General features: G+C 60.3%; 16 protein-coding genes. 13 read left to right on the plus strand and 3 right to left on the minus strand.

Annotated elements, in window-relative coordinates:
* Positions 1 to 9 precede the first annotated feature (9 nt).
* On the plus strand, positions 10 to 96 hold the full coding sequence (locus tag JFT44_RS19325) for an IS3 family transposase (RefSeq protein ID WP_374068253.1): 87 nt from the start codon (positions 10 to 12) through the stop codon (positions 94 to 96).
* A gap of 201 nt (positions 97 to 297) precedes the next feature.
* On the opposite strand, the gene JFT44_RS19330 is transcribed toward JFT44_RS19325, so the two are convergent.
* The gene (locus JFT44_RS19330; RefSeq protein ID WP_057958752.1) at positions 298 to 1,176 is read right to left on the minus strand and encodes an acyl-CoA dehydrogenase family protein; all 879 of its coding nucleotides are present in this window, start codon (positions 1,174 to 1,176) and stop codon (positions 298 to 300) included.
* Between the two features lie 130 nt (positions 1,177 to 1,306).
* Between JFT44_RS19330 and olsB the strand changes: the two genes are divergently transcribed.
* On the plus strand, positions 1,307 to 2,062 hold the full coding sequence (gene olsB / locus JFT44_RS19335) for an L-ornithine N(alpha)-acyltransferase (RefSeq protein ID WP_057439788.1): 756 nt from the start codon (positions 1,307 to 1,309) through the stop codon (positions 2,060 to 2,062).
* On the plus strand, positions 2,062 to 2,853 hold the full coding sequence (locus tag JFT44_RS19340) for a 1-acyl-sn-glycerol-3-phosphate acyltransferase (RefSeq protein WP_170045321.1): 792 nt from the start codon (positions 2,062 to 2,064) through the stop codon (positions 2,851 to 2,853). Before olsB ends, JFT44_RS19340 begins: the two co-directional genes overlap by 1 nt.
* A gap of 39 nt (positions 2,854 to 2,892) precedes the next feature.
* Here the strand turns inward: JFT44_RS19340 and JFT44_RS19345 are convergent, their stop codons facing one another.
* On the minus strand, positions 2,893 to 3,477 hold the full coding sequence (locus JFT44_RS19345; RefSeq protein WP_115127561.1) for an ACP phosphodiesterase: 585 nt from the start codon (positions 3,475 to 3,477) through the stop codon (positions 2,893 to 2,895).
* Between the two features lie 154 nt (positions 3,478 to 3,631).
* Between JFT44_RS19345 and JFT44_RS19350 the strand changes: the two genes are divergently transcribed.
* Genes JFT44_RS19350 through JFT44_RS19360 form a run of 3 tightly spaced genes read left to right on the plus strand, consistent with a single transcriptional unit; the run spans position 3,632 to position 6,205 of the window.
* Positions 3,632 to 3,946 (plus strand): helix-turn-helix transcriptional regulator, encoded by a 315-nt coding sequence (locus JFT44_RS19350; protein WP_029297039.1) that lies wholly within the window; start codon positions 3,632 to 3,634, stop codon positions 3,944 to 3,946.
* Between the two features lie 10 nt (positions 3,947 to 3,956).
* On the plus strand, positions 3,957 to 5,123 hold the full coding sequence (locus JFT44_RS19355) for an MFS transporter (RefSeq protein ID WP_057958749.1): 1,167 nt from the start codon (positions 3,957 to 3,959) through the stop codon (positions 5,121 to 5,123).
* Positions 5,124 to 5,149: 26 nt separating this feature from the next.
* A complete protein-coding gene (locus tag JFT44_RS19360; RefSeq protein ID WP_057439794.1) occupies positions 5,150 to 6,205 on the plus strand; it encodes an alkene reductase in 1,056 nt (351 codons plus the stop codon).
* 257 nt (positions 6,206 to 6,462) lie between these two features.
* Here the strand turns inward: JFT44_RS19360 and JFT44_RS19365 are convergent, their stop codons facing one another.
* Positions 6,463 to 7,095, minus strand: coding sequence for a TetR family transcriptional regulator (locus JFT44_RS19365; protein WP_057439796.1), 633 nt, complete (start codon positions 7,093 to 7,095; stop codon positions 6,463 to 6,465).
* A gap of 265 nt (positions 7,096 to 7,360) precedes the next feature.
* Here JFT44_RS19365 and JFT44_RS19370 point away from each other — a divergent pair, with 265 nt between their 5' ends.
* The 7 genes from JFT44_RS19370 (at position 7,361) to JFT44_RS28920 (ending at position 19,224) form a co-directional block, all read left to right on the plus strand.
* Entirely contained in the window at positions 7,361 to 8,503 is a 1,143-nt protein-coding gene (locus JFT44_RS19370) for an efflux RND transporter periplasmic adaptor subunit (RefSeq protein WP_057439798.1), read from the plus strand.
* Positions 8,504 to 8,506: 3 nt separating this feature from the next.
* Positions 8,507 to 11,674: an efflux RND transporter permease subunit gene (locus JFT44_RS19375; RefSeq protein WP_057958748.1), complete on the plus strand. Its 3,168-nt coding sequence runs from the start codon at positions 8,507 to 8,509 to the stop codon at positions 11,672 to 11,674.
* Positions 11,674 to 13,131: an AdeC/AdeK/OprM family multidrug efflux complex outer membrane factor gene (adeC, locus tag JFT44_RS19380; RefSeq protein ID WP_057958747.1), complete on the plus strand. Its 1,458-nt coding sequence runs from the start codon at positions 11,674 to 11,676 to the stop codon at positions 13,129 to 13,131. The genes JFT44_RS19375 and adeC overlap by 1 nt, the downstream gene beginning before the upstream one ends.
* A gap of 165 nt (positions 13,132 to 13,296) precedes the next feature.
* On the plus strand, positions 13,297 to 14,547 hold the full coding sequence (locus JFT44_RS19385) for an OprD family porin (RefSeq protein WP_198831040.1): 1,251 nt from the start codon (positions 13,297 to 13,299) through the stop codon (positions 14,545 to 14,547).
* A 332-nt stretch (positions 14,548 to 14,879) separates the two neighbouring features.
* Complete coding sequence (locus JFT44_RS19390; protein ID WP_057958745.1) at positions 14,880 to 15,779, plus strand: polysaccharide deacetylase family protein; 900 nt, start codon at positions 14,880 to 14,882, stop codon at positions 15,777 to 15,779.
* Positions 15,780 to 15,962: 183 nt separating this feature from the next.
* Positions 15,963 to 17,504: a M91 family zinc metallopeptidase gene (locus JFT44_RS19395; protein WP_170045318.1), complete on the plus strand. Its 1,542-nt coding sequence runs from the start codon at positions 15,963 to 15,965 to the stop codon at positions 17,502 to 17,504.
* A gap of 37 nt (positions 17,505 to 17,541) precedes the next feature.
* Positions 17,542 to 19,224: a M91 family zinc metallopeptidase gene (locus JFT44_RS28920; RefSeq protein WP_198831041.1), complete on the plus strand. Its 1,683-nt coding sequence runs from the start codon at positions 17,542 to 17,544 to the stop codon at positions 19,222 to 19,224.
* The last annotated feature ends 6 nt before the right edge of the window (positions 19,225 to 19,230 follow it).

Consider the following 19,230-nt stretch of genomic DNA (forward strand, 5'->3'; position numbering starts at 1 on the left):
GAGGATTACATTGCCTACTACAACCAAGACCGCATAAGCCTCAGACTGAATGGCTTGAGTCCGGTACAATTTCGTATCCAGACGCTGAATCAATAGCGTCCCTGTCCAACATTCGGGGGGCAGTTCACGTAAGGGCGGAACCAATAGCCGCCGTGACCGTAAAAACGGATATGTACACATACCCAGAAGAGAGTGTGTAGATACCTATGCCCCGATGGCGGTGTATCAGTCACCGCCTGTATTGCCTGCCCCCTGCTATCGCGGGCAAGCCCGCTCCCACACAAGCTCATCCCACAGTCAGCGGGGGGCTGGACTCAGGGCTTTTTCCAGACGTTTGGCCCGGGCGCTGGCGGCGAGGTCCAGCACGGCTTGGTCGCGCTGCCACATCGCGGCCCACGGTCCCGCCCCCATCGCCTGATTGACCTGCGCCTTCAGCCCCTCGAACTGCACAAACAATCCCCCCAACAACACATGCCCCGCCGCCGACGCGCTGGGTTGGCGAACAACCTCGGCACAGCCGGCCAGCAATGCCAATAACTGCAAACGCAGGGCCTGGGGCCAGTCGCACTCCTGGCCGATGCCATGCAACCAGGCGGTCATCGCGCTGAGTACATAGGTGTCCTCCAGGGTGCGGAAGGGTTTGACGTAATCGTCCCAGCCATCCCCCGGCAAGCGCTCGCAGGCGGCGTGGTCGAGGTGGACGCGACCATGGCTGATATCGGGCATCAAGGGGATCGCCGGCAAGGGCTCCACACGCACGCCGGGCTCGCCGGCCAGCACCACGGCCAGGGTCAGGCGCGGCTTTTCGCCGGGGGCCTCGCAGCGGGCGGCGATCAACAGCCAGTCGGCGGCATCGCCGGCGGTGACGAAGTCCTTGCGTCCGCTCAGGCGCAGGTCGTCCAGGCGCGTTTGCATGTCCAGCGGGCGCAGGCTGCGCTGTTCGGTCGCACACAGGGCGCCCAGGCTGTGGGGCGCGCTGGGCCATAACGCGCGCAATGCTGCTTGATAACCCACCAGGAACGCCAGGCCGGGCGTGGCCATCAGGCGGGCGCCCTGGGTTGCCAACTCAAAGGGCGTGAGCGGCCCCAGGCGTTGCAATAAAACGCTGTAGCCCTCGGCCAGGTTGGCGTGGACGGGCAGTCGGGCAGGTCGGTCGAGCAACGCGTGCCAGGGCATGAAAGGCTCCTTGGGGGCTGTCATCTAAGCGTCACCGTAGATTCATGGAGATGACACCGGGGGTACATAGCCTGACTTTGCACAACAAAGTCGACTGGCCGCAACCCTGGCCGGCACCTGGAGACTCGCCATGACTCAGATCGCCCGCATCAGTGACACCGGCAATGAACGCCGTCTGCAAGCCGAACGCCTGATCGGCGCCCAGGCTTTGCAGGAAGCTCAGGCCCTGCGTTTCAGCGTTTTCAGCGGCGAGTTCAATGCCAAGCTGAAAGGCGCGGAGCTGGGCCTGGACATGGATGACTATGATGTTCACTGCAGCCACATTGGCGTACGGGACTTGAACACCGGGCGCCTGGTGGCCACCACCCGCCTGCTGGATCACCAGGCGGCCAGCACCCTGGGCCGGTTCTACAGCGAAGAAGAGTTCAGCCTCCACGGCCTCCTGCATTTGCAGGGGCCGATCCTGGAGATCGGCCGTACCTGTGTCGACCCGGCCTACCGTAACGGCGGCACCATCGCGGTGCTATGGGGCGAGTTGGCCGAGGTGCTCAACCAGGGCGGCTACAGCTACCTGATGGGCTGCGCGAGCATCCCGATGCACGACGGCGGCATCCAGGCCCACGCGATCATGCAGCGCCTGCGCGAACGCTACCTGTGCAACGAACACCTGCGCGCCGAACCGAAAAAACCCCTGCCGAGCCTGGACTTGCCGTCCAACGTCATCGCCGAAATGCCGCCGCTGCTCAAGGCCTACATGCGCCTGGGCGCGAAGATCTGCGGCGAGCCGTGCTGGGACGAGGATTTCCAGGTGGCCGACGTGTTCATCCTGCTCAAACGCGACGAGTTGTGCCCGCGGTATGCCCGCCACTTCAAGGCGGCCATGTGATGGGTCGCCTGCGGGTTTACGGGCGGATCGCCCGCGTGCTGCTGGTGGTGGCCCTGGGCTTGAGCATGGCCGGCGTGTTTGGTGTGTTCGAGCGCCTGGGAATCGCCAACTCCATGGTGCGGCGCCAGCGCTGGTCGCGGTTTTTCATGGCGCGCCTGAGCAATGCCCTGCCCTTTCGCGTGACGGTGCACGGTGAGCTGCCGCAACAGCCGATGCTGTGGGTCAGCAACCATGTGTCCTGGACCGACATCCCGCTGCTGGGGATGGTGGCGCCGCTGTCATTCCTGTCCAAGGCCGAAGTGCGCACCTGGCCAGTGGCCGGTTGGCTGGCCGCGAAGGCCGGCAGCCTGTTTATCCGCCGTGGCTCGGGGGACAGTCAGTTGATTCGCAAACAGATGACTCGTCATCTCGAGCAAAAACACCCGCTGCTGATGTTCCCCGAAGGCACCACCACCGATGGCCGCAGCCTGCGCACCTTCCATGGCCGGCTACTGGCCAGCGCGATTGATGCCGAGGTGGCGCTGCAACCAGTGGCGATCCGTTATTTGCGCGATGGACAGATTGATCCGCTCGCACCGTTTATTGGTGACGATGATTTGCTCTCGCACCTGATGCGTTTGTTTGCCAATGATCAGGGCGACGTTGAGATTCATCTGCTCAAGCCCATTGCCTGCGCCGGCCAGGAACGTGCGGCGCTGGCGTATCAGGCGCAGCAGGCGGTGCAGAAGGCCTTGTTCGGGCCGGTGCCACAAAACCAGCCAGTGCCGGTTCGGCCGGCGTATGCGGCCTGAAGCAAACGCAGTACCCAATGTGGGGGCTTGCTCCCACATTCAGGTTTGTATTACCAAGTGGCTATTCGAGAACGCCTGCAATTGGGGATAGAACACCCGGAAATCCTCGCTCAACGGCTCATACAGCACCCGCAACTCCTGCATCGCCTGGTCCAGTTCCTGGGGTTGGCTCAGGCGCCGGGAAATCCCCCGCAGCACATGCTCCATCACCGCAAACTCGCGGTAGGAGCCCAGCCAGTCATCCGTCGCCATAGACGGTGCAATCTGCGCCAGGCGCCCCGGCAATTGCGGTTCGGCCGCCAGCACCTGGTACACCTGGGAGGTAAAGCGCTCCAGTGGCTGATCGGCATACAACGCCCAATCCCGCGCCAGGCAATGGTCGAAGAACACGTCGAGGACGATCCCCGCATAACGACGCCGAGTCAGGGTAAACCGTGACAACGCCTGCCCGACCAATGGGTGGCTGTCGGTGAAACGGTCGATGGAGCGATGCAGCTGGATCGCCGCCTCGATTTGCGGGCTGTACTGGCCCTGCAGGCGGCCTTTGACGAAATCGCCATAGAGGCTGCCCAGCAGTTGTGCAGGAAGTTGGCCGCCGAGGTGCAGATGTGCGAGATAATTCATGGCGCGCAGTTTAGCACTGCTGCCAACGTATCGTTATAACCCGATATACCGATTTATTAAGTAACAAGATCAAAATCGTATTGGTATATCGGGATATAGCGATTTAAAGTTCGCCTCATCGCGATATAACGTTTTACCCACACCGAGCCCTGCCATGTCCATTGACCTCGACGAAATAATAAAAGCCCTGGCACACCCAGTACGGCGAGACATTCTCAACTGGCTGAAAGACCCGAAAGTGCAGTTCCCCGAACAAGTCCACAACCACGAGTACGGCATCTGCGCCGGGCAGATCGACCAACGCTGCGGCCTGTCGCAGTCCACCGTGTCGGCGCACCTGGCAACCCTGCAACGGGCAGGCCTGATCAGTAGCCAGAAAGCCGGGCAGTGGCACTTTTTCCGCCGCAATGAAGACGTCATCCAGGCGTTTATCCAAGCCATCACCGAAGAACTCAGCCCACCGCTGTAAAGGATCCCGCATGCCTCTCTCGCTCCTCATACTGGCCTTAAGCGCCTTCGCCATCGGCACCACCGAATTCGTCATCATGGGCCTGTTGCCCGATGTGGCGGCCGACCTTGGTGTGTCGATTCCTGGCGCCGGCTGGCTGGTGACTGGCTACGCCCTGGGCGTGGCCATTGGTGCACCCTTCATGGCACTGGCCACCGCCAAACTGCCGCGCAAGGCTGCCCTGGTAGCGTTGATGGGCATTTTCATCGTCGGCAATCTGCTCTGCGCCCTGGCCAGTGACTACAACGTGTTGATGTTTGCCCGGGTAGTCACCGCGTTGTGCCACGGTGCCTTCTTTGGGATCGGCTCGGTGGTGGCCGCCAACCTGGTGCCAGCCAACAAACGCGCATCAGCCGTGGCCCTGATGTTCACCGGCCTGACCCTGGCCAACGTGCTCGGCGTGCCCCTGGGCACCGCGCTGGGCCAGGAAGCCGGCTGGCGCTCGACCTTCTGGGCGGTGACGGTGATTGGTGTGATCGCGCTGATCGGCCTGATCCGCTTCCTGCCGGCCAAGCGTGATGAAGAGAAACTCGATATGCGCGCCGAACTGGCGGCCCTCAAGGGTGCCGGGATCTGGTTGTCGCTGAGCATGACCGCGCTGTTTGCCGCGTCGATGTTCACCCTCTTCACCTACGTCGCGCCGCTGCTCGGTGATGTCACCGGCGTCTCGCCCAAAGGCGTGACCTGGACCCTGCTGCTGATCGGCCTGGGCCTGACCGTGGGCAATATCATCGGCGGCAAACTGGCGGACAAACGCCTGGCGGCGACCCTGATCGGCGTGTTTATCAGCATGGCCGTGGTATCCACCGCATTGACCTGGACCAGCGTCGCCATCATCCCCACCGAAATCACCCTGTTCCTCTGGGCCACCGCGTCGTTTGCCGCCGTACCGGCACTGCAGATCAACGTGGTGACCTTCGGCAAGGCCGCGCCCAACCTGGTGTCGACCCTCAATATCGGCGCTTTCAATATCGGCAACGCCCTGGGCGCCTGGGTCGGCGGCAGTGTGATTGCCCACGGTTTCGGCCTGACCAGCGTGCCGCTGGCGGCTGCGGCCCTGGCGATCCTGGCGCTGGTGGTCACGCTGATCACCTTCCGCCAGAGCGCCGATGCCGACCTGGCCCCTGCTACCCATTAATCACTTAGAACAGACGAGTATTTGCGATGACGACTATTTTCGATCCGATCAAACTGGGTGATGTGCAGCTGTCGAACCGCATCATCATGGCACCGCTGACCCGCTGCCGTGCCGACGCCGGTCGCGTGCCCAATGCGCTGATGGCTGAATACTACGTGCAGCGGGCGTCTGCCGGCCTGATCCTCAGCGAAGCCACTTCGGTGACGCCGATGGGCGTGGGCTACCCGAACACCCCAGGCATCTGGTCCAACGACCAGGTGCGCGGCTGGACCAACATCACCAAGGCCGTGCACGGCGCCGGCGGCAAGATCTTCCTGCAACTGTGGCACGTGGGGCGGATCTCCCACCCGTCGTACCTGAACGGCGAGAGCCCAGTAGCCCCGAGCGCCATCCAGCCCGCCGGCCACGTCAGCCTGGTGCGCCCGCTGGCCGACTACCCAACCCCACGAGCCCTGGAAACCGCAGAAATCGCCGATATCGTCGATGCCTATCGCGTGGGTGCCGAGAACGCCAAGGCTGCCGGTTTTGACGGGGTGGAAGTGCACGGCGCCAATGGCTACCTGCTCGACCAGTTCCTGCAAAGCAGCACCAATCAGCGCACCGACGAATACGGCGGTTCCCTGGAAAACCGCGCGCGACTGTTACTGGAAGTGACTGACGCGGTGATCGAAGTCTGGGGCGCCGGCCGCGTGGGGATGCATCTGTCGCCACGGGCCGACCTGCATGACATGGGCGATGCCAACCTGGCAGAAACCTTCACCTACGTCGCCCGTGAACTGGGCAAGCGTGGCATCGCCTTTATCTGCGCCCGCGAGAAAGAAGCCGGCGACAGCCTGGGCCCGCAATTGAAAGCCGCGTTCGGCGGTCCGTACATTGCCAACGAACGCTTCACCAAGGACAGCGCCAATGCCTGGCTGGCCTCGGGCAAGGCCGATGCGGTGGCGTTTGGCGTGCCGTTTATCGCCAACCCGGACCTGCCGGCCCGTCTCAAGGCCGATGCATCATTAAACGAAGCGAACCCGCAAACCTTCTACAGCCCAGGCCCGGTCGGCTATATCGACTACCCGACCCTGGCGCTCTGACCCGCAACAATGCAAAAGCCCCGGCTCGCAAGAGCCGGGGCTTTTTATTGGATCTTGAAAACACCGCGCCCGCTCCCACAGGTTCGGTAACAATCCTTCACAGCAATGAAACAATATCGCTACAAAATACTTAGCCGGCTACCTTTCAACCTGGGGCCAGCGCGTATATAACGTCACCCCACAAATAAGTCGGAAGGACGATTGATCATCCTTAGGCTTTACTGTTGACACCAACGAACGCAATTACGCATTTTGTATCAATTGTGCAGGCTGGGACTCAAGCGCAGCATGTCCAGCCCGATATCCACCAGGCGCTCGGCCTGCTGATACAGCTCAAAGCTGTCTGGCACCAGTAGCCATTGGCCAATAAGCCCGTTGATGTAGGCATGAATGCACACCGCCCCGCGAGCGGTGTCGAGGTTTTCCGGAAGTTGCCCGCGGTGGACTGCATTGCGCAGTGTCAGGCCAATGCGCAGGTTGCACTCAAGGCTGTGGGTCTGGCGCTGACGGCGCATGTCACACATTTCATCGGTAAATTCGCACTTATGGAACAAGATCTCATTAATGCGCCGGGTTTTCGGGTCCAGGGCCACCTGATGAAAAAGATGGATCAGCAGCTTGCGCATGCAGCCCAGCGGATCTACCTCATCCTCGCTTTCACTGGCCCTGGCCAATTCGTCCAGGGGCTCGTGCAGCGTGTCCAGCAGCGCCTGCAGCAGGTCCGACTTGTTGCTGAAGTGCCAATAGATCGCGCCTCGCGTCACGCCCGCCCGCGCCGCGATATCCGCCAGCGTAGTACGGGCAACGCCACGCTCATAAAAGGCTTGCTCGGCAGCTTCAAGAATCTGGCTGCGCGTTTCCTGAGCTTCCTCTTTGGTACGACGAACCATGGCAGTAACACCTCAATCAGGACACGAGCGGTGGTTGATAACCACCTTCTGAATAATTATGGGACGACACCGTCAAGGGCGCCGAACGTAATAGAATCGAGGCTTTCAGCGCTGCCTTGCAAGGAATCCGCGAAGCCTGTCAAGAGTTTACAAACAACCATGAACGTAAGTATATTGCCTAGCAAGCTACTTATCTACTCACTGCCTGTTTTTTACCCTTCCACACTTCTTGTGCGCATCGAGCGCGCCTGACCCGAGGATCTTCATGCAACTTAAGCCAGCTGTTACCGCTCTGGTCACTGCCGTCGCCCTGGCATCGCTGCTCAGCGGATGTAAAAAGGAAGAAGCGGCTCCGCCCGCTCAAACCCCTCAGGTCGGCGTGGTCACTATTCAACCTCAAGCCTATACCCTGACCTCCGAATTGCCGGGCCGCACCACTGCATTCCGCATCGCGGAAGTCCGCCCGCAGGTCAACGGCATCATTCTCAAGCGTCTGTTCAAGGAAGGCGGCGACGTCAAGGAAGGCCAGCAGCTCTATCAGATCGACCCGTCGGTGTATGAGGCGACCCTGAAAAGCGCCCAGGCCAACCTGCAACAGACCAAGTCGATTGCCGACCGCTACAAACAACTGGTCAACGAGCAGGCCGTCAGCCGCCAGGAATACGACACCGCCGTATCCAACCGCATGACTTCCGAAGCCAACCTGCAAACCGCCCAGATCAACGTGCGCTACACCAAGGTGTTCGCCCCGATCTCCGGGCGTATCGGGCGTTCCTCGGTCACCGAAGGCGCTCTGGTCAGCAATGGCCAGGCCGACGCCATGGCCGTGATCCAGCAACTGGACCCGATCTACGTCGACGTCACGCAATCCTCCGCCGAGATGCTGAAGCTGCGTCGCGACCTGGAAAGCGGCCAACTGCAGAAATCCGGTGAAAACGCGGCCATGGTCAAGCTGACCCTGGAAGACGGCAGCGAGTACGCGCAACAGGGCAAGCTGGAATTCTCTGAAGTGTCGGTCGACCAGACCACCGGTTCGGTAACCCTGCGCGCCGTGTTCCCCAACCCTGATCACACCCTGTTGCCGGGCATGTTCGTCCACGCCCAACTGCAAGCAGGCGTGAACAGCAAGGCGATCCTCGCCCCACAACAAGGCGTGACCCGCGACATCCGGGGCATCCCGACTGCGCTGGTCGTGACCGCCGACAACAAGGTCGAACAACGCGTGCTGGTGGCCAACCGTACCGCTGGCGCCTACTGGCTGGTGGAAAAGGGCCTGAATGCCGGTGACCGTGTGATCACCGAAGGCTTGCAGTTCATCAAGCCGGGCATCACGGTTGACGCGAAGGAAGCCACCAACGCCAAGCCTGCCGGTACTGCTCCTGCCGCCGCCGCTGGCAAAGGGGAGTAATACATGTCGAAATTTTTTATCGACCGTCCCATTTTCGCTTGGGTAATTGCCCTGGTGATCATGCTGGTCGGGGCACTGTCGATCCTGAAGTTGCCCATCAACCAATACCCGGCCATCGCGCCAACCGCCATTGATATCCAGGTGACCTACCCAGGCGCGTCCGCACAAACCGTGCAGGACACCGTGGTACAGGTGATCGAGCAGCAGCTCAACGGTATCGACAACCTGCGTTATGTGGCCTCGGACAGTAACTCCGACGGCAGCATGACCATCACCGCGACGTTCAACCAGGGTACCAACCCGGACATCGCCCAGGTTCAGGTGCAGAACAAGCTGAACCTGGCGACCCCATTGCTGCCGCAAGAAGTGCAGCAACAAGGGATCCGCGTAACCAAGTCGGTGAAGAACTTCCTGATGGTGATCGGCCTGGTGTCCGAAGACGGCACCATGAGCAAGGATGACCTGTCCAACTACATCGTTTCCAACATCCAGGATCCGATTTCGCGGACGTCTGGCGTGGGTGACTTCCAGGTCTTCGGTTCCCAGTATGCCATGCGTATCTGGCTGGATCCGGCCAAGTTGAACAACTTCCAGATGACCCCGGTGGATGTCAGCAGTGCCATTGCGGCGCAGAACGTCCAGGTGGCCACCGGCCAGTTGGGCGGCCTGCCAGCCCTGCCCGGCACCCAGTTGAACGCCACCATCATCGGCAAGACCCGTCTGCAAAGCGCCGAGCAGTTTGAAAAGATCCTGCTGCGCGTGAACAGCGATGGCTCCCAGGTGCGCCTGGGCGATGTCGCCCGTGTCGAGTTGGGTGGCCAGAACTACAGCATCAGTGCCCAGTTCAACGGCAAGCCGGCTTCCGGCATGGCGATCAAACTGGCCTCGGGCGCCAACGCCCTGGACACCGCCAAGGCCATCCGTGCCACGGTCGCGTCCCTGGAGCCGTTCTTCCCGCCAGGCATGAAAGCCGTGGTTCCGTATGACACCACCCCAGTGGTGACCGAGTCGATTTCCGGGGTAGTCGATACCCTGGTCGAGGCGATCATCCTGGTGTTCCTGGTGATGTACCTGTTCCTGCAAAACTTCCGCGCCACCATCATCACCACCATGACAGTACCGGTGGTATTGCTGGGTACGTTCGGCATCCTCGCGGCCTTCGGCTTCACCATCAACACCTTGACCATGTTCGGCATGATCCTGGCCATCGGCTTGCTGGTGGACGATGCGATCGTGGTAGTGGAAAACGTCGAGCGGGTGATGGCCGAGGAGCATCTGTCGCCTAAAGAGGCAACGGTCAAGTCCATGGACCAGATCCAGGGCGCCCTGGTAGGTATTGCCCTGGTACTCTCGGCGGTACTGCTGCCGATGGCGTTCTTTGGCGGCTCGACGGGGGTCATCTATAAACAGTTCTCCATCACCATTGTGTCGGCGATGGCACTTTCGGTACTGGTTGCACTGATCTTCACCCCGGCACTGTGCGCCACCATGCTCAAGCCGGTCGACCCCGAGAAACACGGCCAACCCAAGCGTGGTTTCTTCGGCTGGTTCAACCGTACCTTCGACCGTGGCGTACTGAGCTACGAGCGCGGCGTGGGCAACATGATCAAGCACAAGGCGCCTTCGTTCCTGGTGTACCTGATCATCTTCGCCGGCATGATCTGGCTGTTCACCCGTATCCCAAGCGCGTTCCTGCCCGAGGAAGACCAGGGCGTGATCTTCGCCCAGGTACAGACGCCGGTTGGTTCTTCGGCCGAACGCACCCAGACCGTTATCGACGACATGCGTGCTTTCCTGTTGAACGACAAGGAAGGCGAGCCCGGTGAAGGCAAGGCCGTGCAATCGGTATTTACCGTAAACGGCTTCAACTTTGCCGGTCGTGGCCAAAGCTCGGGCCTGGCATTCGTCATGCTCAAGCCATGGGACCAGCGCGACGCATCCATGTCGGTGTTCGAAGTGGCCAAGCGTGCCCAGGGCTACTTCTTCCAGACCTTCAAGGACGCCATGGTGTTTGCCATCGTGCCCCCATCGGTACTGGAGTTGGGTAACGCCACCGGTTTCGACGTGTTCCTGCAGGACCAGGGCGGTGTGGGTCACGAAGCGTTGATGAACGCACGTAACCAGTTCCTCGGCATGGCCGCGCAGAGCAAGATCCTGGCCGGCGTACGTCCCAACGGAGTCAACGATGAGCCGCAGTACGAGCTGACCATCGACGACGAGAAAGCCAGTGCCCAGGGCATCAGTCTGTCGAGCATCAACCAGACCCTGGCGATTGCCTTGGGTGGCAGCTACGTCAATGACTTCATCGACCGCGGTCGAGTGAAGAAGGTCTACATCCAGGGTGAGGCCGCTGGCCGGATGACCCCTGAAGACCTGAACAAATGGTTCGTGCGCGCCAACGACGGAAAAATGGTGCCACTATCAGCAATTGCCTCTGGCAACTGGATCTTCGGTTCGCCGAAACTGTCGCGGTACAACGGTGTAGCGGCGATGGAAGTCCTCGGTACCCCGGCGCCTGGCTACAGCACCGGTGATGCGATGGCGGAAGTCGAACGCATCGCCAAGCAATTGCCGGCAGGTGTGGGCTATGCCTGGACCGGCCTGTCCTATGAAGAACGCTTGTCCGGCTCCCAGGCACCTGCGCTGTATGCCCTGTCGTTGCTGGTGGTGTTCCTTTGCCTGGCAGCGTTGTACGAAAGCTGGTCGATCCCGATTGCGGTAGTGCTGGTAGTACCGCTGGGCGTGATCGGCGCACTGATGGCCACCAGCCTGCGAGGACTGTCCAACGACGTGTTCTTCCAGGTGGGGTTGTTGGTCACCGTGGGCCTGGCCTCGAAGAACGCCATCCTGATCGTCGAGTTCGCCAAGGAACTGCATGAACAGGGCAAGGGCATCGTCGAGGCGGCCATCGAGGCGTCCCGCATGCGTTTGCGTCCGATCATCATGACGTCCATGGCGTTCATCCTCGGCGTACTGCCGCTGGCGATCTCCTCGGGTGCAGGTTCGGGCAGCCAACACGCAATCGGTACCGGCGTAATTGGCGGTATGATCACCGCCACTGTTCTGGCTATCTTCTGGGTGCCACTGTTCTTCGTGACCGTGTCCGCCATTGGCAGCCGGAAAAAAACTGACAAGTCCGATACACCGAATACTCCTAAAGAGGCTGGCTAATGCGCAAGTCGCTACTCTCCCTGGCAGTCACGGCATTTGTGCTCAGTGGCTGCTCGCTGATCCCTGATTATCAGCAGCCTGAAGCGCCGGTGGCCGCCCAGTTCCCGCAGGGGCCGGCGTACTCGTCGGCCCAGGCACCGAGCCAGGCCGCGGCCGAGCAAGGCTGGAAGCAGTTTTTCCACGACCCTGCCCTGCAGCAACTGATTCAGGTCGCGTTGGTCAACAACCGTGACCTGCGCGTCGCCGCGCTGAACATCGACGCCTTCGCCGCGCAGTACCGCATCCAGCGTGCCGACCTGTTCCCGGCCGTCGGCGCCAATGGCAGCGGCAGCCGCCAGCGCGTTCCGGCACGGGCCTCGCAAACCGGCGAATCGAACATCACCAGCTCCTACTCGGCGACCCTCGGGATCAACGCCTACGAACTGGACCTGTTCGGCCGGGTGCGCAGCCTGAGCGAAGAAGCGTTGCAGAAGTACTTCGCCACTGAAGAAGCACGCCGCAGCACGCAGATCAGCCTGGTGGCCAGCGTGGCCAATGCCTACCTGACCTGGCAGGCCGACAAGGAACTGCTGAAGCTGACCCAGGACACCCTGGCCGCCTACGAGCAGAGCTTCAAGCTCACCTCGCGCAGCAACGAAGTCGGCGTGGCCTCGGCCCTGGACTTGAGCCAGGCGCGGACCTCGGTTGAAAGCGCCCGCGTGCAACTGGCCCGCTACACCCGCCAGGTGGCCCAGGATGAAAACAACCTGACCCTGCTGCTGGGCACCGGTCTGCCAGCGAATCTCGTTACTCAGCCGCTGTCCGACGACCTGTTGAGCGAAGTACCGGCCGGCCTGCCTTCAGACCTGCTGCAACGTCGCCCCGACATCCTCCAGGCCGAGCACAACCTCAAGGCTGCCAACGCCAATATCGGCGCGGCACGGGCTGCGTTCTTCCCGAGCATCAGCCTGACGGCCAATGCCGGGACTTTGAGCCCGGACCTCGGCGGCCTGTTCAAGGGCGGCTCGGGTACCTGGTCGTTCGCACCGCAGATCAACATCCCGATCTTCAACGCCGGTAGCCTGCGCGCAAGCCTGGACTACTCGAAGATCCAGAAAGAGATCAACGTCGCGACCTACGAGAAGTCGATCCAGACCGCGTTCCAGGAAGTCTCCGACGGCCTGGCAGCACGTGCGACCTACAACCAACAGTTGCAGGCCCAGCGTGACTTCGTCTCGGCCAACCAGGACTACTACCGTCTGGCCGAGCGTCGCTACCGCATCGGGGTTGATAGCAACCTGACCTTCCTCGACGCCCAGCGCCAGCTGTTCGCTGCCCAGCAAACGCTGATCACCGACCGCCTGGCCCAACTGACCAGCGAAGTGACCTTGTACAAGGCCCTCGGTGGCGGTTGGAACGAACAGACGGCGCAGAATGAGCCGGTGAAAGAAGAAGCGCCGAAGCTCAAGTTGTTCTGATCGGCGTAGCAACACAGGAAGCCCACCTTTGGTGGGCTTTTTCATGGGCGTACAGTTCCGTTCGATCACCGCCCAGAACCCGCCCTCCCCCAATTGAACCGCCCCGGCAACGCCCCGCACCATGGCCCGCACCTGAAAACCACCAATAACAACAGGTCCCACGCCATGAGCACCTTGCACCCTCGCCGGCTATTGCTGGCTACCGCTGTCGCCAGCCTTGCCCTCCCAGTCGTCGCCGAGGAACACGGCTTTCTGGAAGATGCCAGCGCCAACCTCAACCTGCGCAATTTCTTCTTCAACCGCAATTTCACCAACCCGACCAAGGCCCAGGGCGGCGCGCAGGAGTGGACGCAGAGTTTCATCCTCGACGCCAAGTCCGGTTTCACCCAGGGCACCGTGGGGTTCGGGGTGGATGTGCTGGGCATGTACGCGCAAAAGCTCGATGGCGGCGGCGGCTCCGGTGGCACCCAATTGCTGCCCCTGGATCACGATGGCAAACCGGCCGACAACTTCGGCCGCCTGGGGGTGGCGTTCAAGGCACGGATTTCCCAGACCGAATTGAAAGTCGGCGAGTGGATGCCGGTGCTGCCGATCCTGCGTTCGGACGATGGCCGCTCCCTGCCGCAAACCCTGCGCGGCGGGCAGATCACGTCCAAAGAGATCGCCGGCCTGACCCTGTATGGCGGCCAGTTCCGCGCCAACAGCCCGCGGGACGACAGCAGCATGACGGACATGTCGATGTTCGGTAAAACCGCGTTCACCTCCGATCGCTTCAACTTCCAGGGCGCCGAATATGCGTTCAACGACAAGCGCACCCAGGTCGGCGCGTGGAATGCCCAGCTCAAGGACATCTACCGCCAGCAATACCTCAACCTGACCCACAGCCAGCCCGTGGGCGACTGGACCCTGGGCGCCAACCTCGGCTTTTTCTATGGCCAGGACGACGGCAGCGCCCGTGCCGGCAACCTGGACAACCGGACCTGGTCCGGCCTGTTCTCGGCCAGGTACGGCGGCCACACCTTCTATGTCGGCCTGCAAAAACTCAATGGCAACAGCGCCTGGATGCGGGTCAATGGCACCAGCGGCGGCACCCTGGCCAACGACAGCTTCAATGCCAGCTATGACAACGCCGAAGAACGCTCCTGGCAGCTGCGCCACGACTACAACTTCGCCGCACTCGGCGTGCCGGGCCTGACCCTGATGAACCGCTACATCAGCGGCAGCAACGTGCACACCGCCACCGTCAGCGATGGCAAGGAATGGGGGCGGGAAAGCGAAGTGGGCTACACCGTGCAAAGCGGCAGCCTGAAAAGCCTGACCCTGCGCTGGCGCAATTCCAGCATCCGTCGCGACTTCAGCAACAATGAGTTTGATGAGAATCGGTTGATTGTCAGTTATCCCCTTAGCCTGCTGTAGGCTGCCTCGCACTGACTAGGGGTACCAGCACTGGATATCTGCGGTGGCCCCCCCTGGAGCAGGCCGGCGACAAACCTGCGCGAGATACGCCCAACGGCGAACTTCAGGCCGCCGGTCTGCCGACCGCTGCCGCCCCCCCCTTCAGTGTCAGCGCTGAAGGGGCCGCTTGCCGCGAGTAGCGCACCGGCCCACCAGCGTTTAGCCTCAATGAAGAGATGGTCGCCCGTTGTAGTTCGTCAGCCAGTTGATCACCCCGGTTATTCTTGCTGTATGGTGCCCGCCTGTTGCGGCCTCTCCTTAGGCGCAATCTGTGTCAGAGCCCGGCCCATACCATGAAATCCTTCGCCATCACCGCCGCCGTGTTCGCTTTGGCACTGAGCCTCAGCGCCTGCATCGGCGCGCCCGTGGCATTGACACCCCAGACCGAACAGCGCCTGCACGCCCAGGCCCCGATCCGTTTCCTGCTGACGTTCGATGACGGCCCCAGCGCCTCGGGCTACGCCAACCCTAGCCGTTTGGTCATCGAGAGCCTGGCCAACAACCCGGTGCAACCGGGAATCAAGGCGATCTTCTTTTTGCAGACCGAGGCCTGGCGCTCTGGCGGCAGCCCGCGCGGGCGCAAGACCATGGAGCGCGAGCACGCCGCCGGCCATATCCTGGCGTTTCACACCGCCACGCGCTGGCATAGCAATCATCGCCTGTTGAACGACGAAGAGCTGACGCAGACCTTGAGCCTGGGCGCCGCGACTATCGCCTCGATCACCGGCGCTGCGCCGAACCTGATACGCCCGCCCTTCTGGAACTACGACAAACGCACCTTCGCCGCCTACCAGCGCCACGGCATGCAGATTTTGCTGACCGACCTGAGCGCCAATGACGGCAAGATCTGGGGCTTCAATGCCAGCCCACGGCGTCGGGCCAACCTGCTGCGGCAGCTGTCGCTGGTGCGCGAACGCATTGCCCTGGGCGAACTGCCGACTGTAGAAGGGGTGATCCCGGTGGTGGTGACCTTTCACGACATCAATCGCTACACCGCACGGCATCTGCAGGAGTACCTGCAGATCCTGATGGACAGCGCCCAGGCCAATGGCCTGAAGACCGCCGCCGAACCGTTCTACACCGACCGCTCGGCACTGGAGCGCGGGGCCCTGGCGCGCACGGTGAAGGATGCCAGCCAAGCCGTGCACTTACCGGGGATGTGGGACTGGGTGTGGGACGCCGCCCCCCAATGATCCAACCCGACCACAGAGCCGTGTTTCGTTAACCGACACCCCAGACGATTTAGCGACGTGTGCAGCGGGCGCGAGCAAATTTCATTACGCCAGGACACAAAGCATCGGCCAGTATGGCGGAACCCTTTTATTCCAATCATCAACCTACAGAGAGCCCCCTATCTCGAATAGAAAGGTTCTCTGATGAACACTATCGCGCCACTGAACCACAGTCTGCCCCTCCCTTCCCTTGAGCCTTCCACACACTCGGCACCCGCCCCCGCCAAGAGGGAGCGCCGTCAAGCGCCCTCCTTGGCGCAGGACACTGGAGAAAGCCCTGCTCCGCCTGCGAGACGCGTTCGCCCATCGCAAGAACAGGAAGCGATACTGGTCGATGACGGTAATCTGATTGCCCGGCATTCAATCCGCACCCGGCAATATGACCTGGATAAACCCACCCTGCTGGACGATAAGCTGACGCTTGAAACAGGTAATACCTCAGACACTATTCATGTCAGTAACCGTACCGACGGACGACTCAATGTAGAGGTCAATGGCAAGTCATACATCTTTGACGCAAGAGACGCGAAGGATGAAGTCCCCACAAAACTCGTGATTAAAAGTAACGGTGGTGACGACAAGATAAAGGTCGATGCCGATGTCATGCTTTACGTAACGATTGAAGCGGGGGATGGCAATGATCACGTAAGGGCGGGAGGTGGTCCAAGCCGCCTGCTGGGAGGCAATGGCAACGACTTTCTCCAGTTGGGCAGCGGTGCAGGCTATGCCGAAGGCAATGAGGGTAGCGACATGATGATAGGCGGCTCCGGTAACGCCATTCTGTACGGCAATAACGGCAACGACTGGATGTATGCGGGGCCTGGGGCAGCCAGCAAAAAAAGCCACATGGACGGCGGCAGCGGCTCAGACACAATGTATGCCGGCAACGGCCACACGATTATGAATGGCGGCCGGGGTGACGATGTGATGCTGGGTCGCGATCGAACCACCTTTTACAGCGGCAAAGGTAACGACACGATCCGCTCCAACAATCGGGACGACCTTATCTACGCAAAACCCAGCGACAGGTTCCTGAACTCTGCGCACGCGAAGTTAAGAGCGGTCATACCCAGTGAAGCCGGTAAAAGAGGGTTTAACGTCCAAGGCACAGCAGAGTTCAAACAACGCGTCGAAGATGACCTGGAGCTTTTACGCAGCTCGCCGGCAGGCCAGAAAATGCTTGCCGAGATGGACGCCGCCGCTGACAGAAATGGAGTACCGGTAACCCTTCAGGATGGCGGAAAAAGAGACAGGACAGATTACGCGTTCAACCAGCAAGAGCCGGATCAGTTGGATCCTGAGGCCCCCGTGAAAGGTTATGTTCACAACGGGGTACAGGGCGCGCCAATCACCGATGGCGTCGTCCGCTACTCCCCTTCCAGTACGTTTGACGCCCCTGTATCAGGCGGTTTTCCGATAACAAATCTCTACCATGAAATGGTGCATGCCTATAACGGCGCCACGGGTTCCTTCCTCCCCGGAACGACCGAGGAGCCGGTCGCGGGTGAACCTCCCGAAGACACACCCAATATTGAACGACAGGCTGTCGGTCTGCCGACCGGTGCCGAGCCGTTCGACTTTGACCATGATCCGCTCACCCCGCCGACCGCCACCAATCCCGCCCCCTTCACGGAAAACTCTTTACGCAAAGAAATGGGACTTAATCTGCGCAATCGCTATACCTGACACTCCTTGTTTTAAAGCAGGCCAATGATACATAACCGTGCGCGACCGCGAAGTTCTACGCGTTCATGTGTGGTCCGAAAAAAACGGTATTGAAGTTCGGCGGAATCCTGTTCAGGCGGCCAACCACTCATCTCCAACCCCCCTATCGCGAGACGATGCAATGTCCATCTCAGCCCCTGCACAGTATCCAAACGTATTCTCCTCATCCGCACTCAGTCCAACACCGGCTGCTAACGCCCTGCAAAACCCCATTTCCATTGAAGTTCCCCTGCTACAAAACTCAAATGCGACTTTCACACCGAAATCAAAACTAACACCAGACCAACACTACGTAGAAAAATATCCAACCTATACAAACTCTGCTCCTTTATATAAGGACGACCTTATCAAAATCACCCATAAAACCACTTGGGAGACGGTCAGCGACAATGAACGCACAAACAGAAGCAACGTCATCAAAATCGAAACAGGTGAAAAGCCCGACGTTATAAAAGTCAATCAACCTTCGAACAATGAAGTCCAGCTGCAAGTCAACGACAGGCATTACACATTAAAAATCAACAATCACGAAAGTTACCCTGAAGAACTGCACATCAAGTCAAAAGGCGGCGATGATCACATTCGGGTTGATCCGCGCGTGACGATCCCCATTACGATCGAGGGCGGTAAAGGTCGAGACCGGATTGAAGCCCTTGGCAGTGGTGATACCCGTGTCTACGGAGGAGCGGGGAACGACAACATCACGCTGGGTAGCGGCAACGGCTACGCCGAAGGGAATGACGGCAATGACACAATGAAGGGCGGATCAGGAATAGCCGTCATGTATGGGAATAACGGCAACGACACTATGTCCTCCGGGACTGGCAGCGAAGGCACATTCAGCTATATGGATGGCGGCAACGGCAACGACACGATGGTCAGCGAAAGCCCGATGAATGTCATGCATGGCGGCCCCGGTGATGATTTGATGACAGGAAAGGCACAGACCGTGTTCTATACAGGGCGAGGTCGGGATCGTGTCAACTCATACAATGCAAACGATACTGTCTATGCCAAGAAATATGACCTCGTCACCAGTATCCCCGGCACCCGATATAAAAAAGTCAACATCAGCAATGCGGGTCATAAAGCGTTCAAGATCGAGGGCTCAAGCAAATTCAAACAACAAACCCAGGATGATCTTGAATTCTTCAGAAACTCACCAACGGCACAAAAAATGCTGAGTGAACTGGACCGGGCCGCCGAGCGCAACGGTTCCCCCGTAACAATCCGAGAGACTACCGTCCGCCCCAATTATACATTCACCAACAACTTCACCAGAGAACACGATAAACAATTAAAAGAATATGACGACCTCGCAGAATCGCCCCAATTGGGTTTCATACACGGCAACACCAAAGGCTCGGTCGCCACGGGGGCAAAGATACACAACAATCCCGGCCTGATCTTCCGCGAGCCTCCGGTCATCAGCCTCTACCATGAAATGGCCCACGCCTATAACGGCGCCAATGGCACCTTTTTACCCGGCAAAACCGCAGATGAACCGAATCCGGAGCGCCAAGCCGTCGGGGTAGAGACCAATGCCCCCGCCTTTGATTTTGACAACGACCCGTCGACGCCCCCGACGACTACCAACCCCAACCCCTTTAATGAAAACGCACTGCGTGAAGAAACGGGTACTGCGCGGCGGGATGCTTACTTTCCGCCTGACAAGGGGTGAGCGGCT

This window comes from Pseudomonas sp. MF5691, assembly GCF_016405645.1.
GTDB classification, from domain to species: Bacteria; Pseudomonadota; Gammaproteobacteria; order Pseudomonadales; family Pseudomonadaceae; genus Aquipseudomonas; species Aquipseudomonas shahriarae.

Coding starts and splice junctions, on each gene's coding strand:
- JFT44_RS19350 (WP_029297039.1), top strand. CDS start 3,632: ATGTCCATTGACCTCGACGAAATAATAAAAGCCCTGGCACACCCAGTA.
- JFT44_RS19385 (WP_198831040.1), top strand. CDS start 13,297: ATGAGCACCTTGCACCCTCGCCGGCTATTGCTGGCTACCGCTGTCGCC.
- JFT44_RS19360 (WP_057439794.1), top strand. CDS start 5,150: ATGACGACTATTTTCGATCCGATCAAACTGGGTGATGTGCAGCTGTCG.
- JFT44_RS19345 (WP_115127561.1), bottom strand. CDS start 3,477: ATGAATTATCTCGCACATCTGCACCTCGGCGGCCAACTTCCTGCACAA.
- JFT44_RS19390 (WP_057958745.1), top strand. CDS start 14,880: ATGAAATCCTTCGCCATCACCGCCGCCGTGTTCGCTTTGGCACTGAGC.
- adeC (WP_057958747.1), top strand. CDS start 11,674: ATGCGCAAGTCGCTACTCTCCCTGGCAGTCACGGCATTTGTGCTCAGT.
- JFT44_RS19365 (WP_057439796.1), bottom strand. CDS start 7,095: ATGGTTCGTCGTACCAAAGAGGAAGCTCAGGAAACGCGCAGCCAGATT.
- JFT44_RS19375 (WP_057958748.1), top strand. CDS start 8,507: ATGTCGAAATTTTTTATCGACCGTCCCATTTTCGCTTGGGTAATTGCC.
- JFT44_RS19330 (WP_057958752.1), bottom strand. CDS start 1,176: ATGCCCTGGCACGCGTTGCTCGACCGACCTGCCCGACTGCCCGTCCAC.
- olsB (WP_057439788.1), top strand. CDS start 1,307: ATGACTCAGATCGCCCGCATCAGTGACACCGGCAATGAACGCCGTCTG.
- JFT44_RS19355 (WP_057958749.1), top strand. CDS start 3,957: ATGCCTCTCTCGCTCCTCATACTGGCCTTAAGCGCCTTCGCCATCGGC.
- JFT44_RS19395 (WP_170045318.1), top strand. CDS start 15,963: ATGAACACTATCGCGCCACTGAACCACAGTCTGCCCCTCCCTTCCCTT.
- JFT44_RS19340 (WP_170045321.1), top strand. CDS start 2,062: ATGGGTCGCCTGCGGGTTTACGGGCGGATCGCCCGCGTGCTGCTGGTG.
- JFT44_RS19370 (WP_057439798.1), top strand. CDS start 7,361: ATGCAACTTAAGCCAGCTGTTACCGCTCTGGTCACTGCCGTCGCCCTG.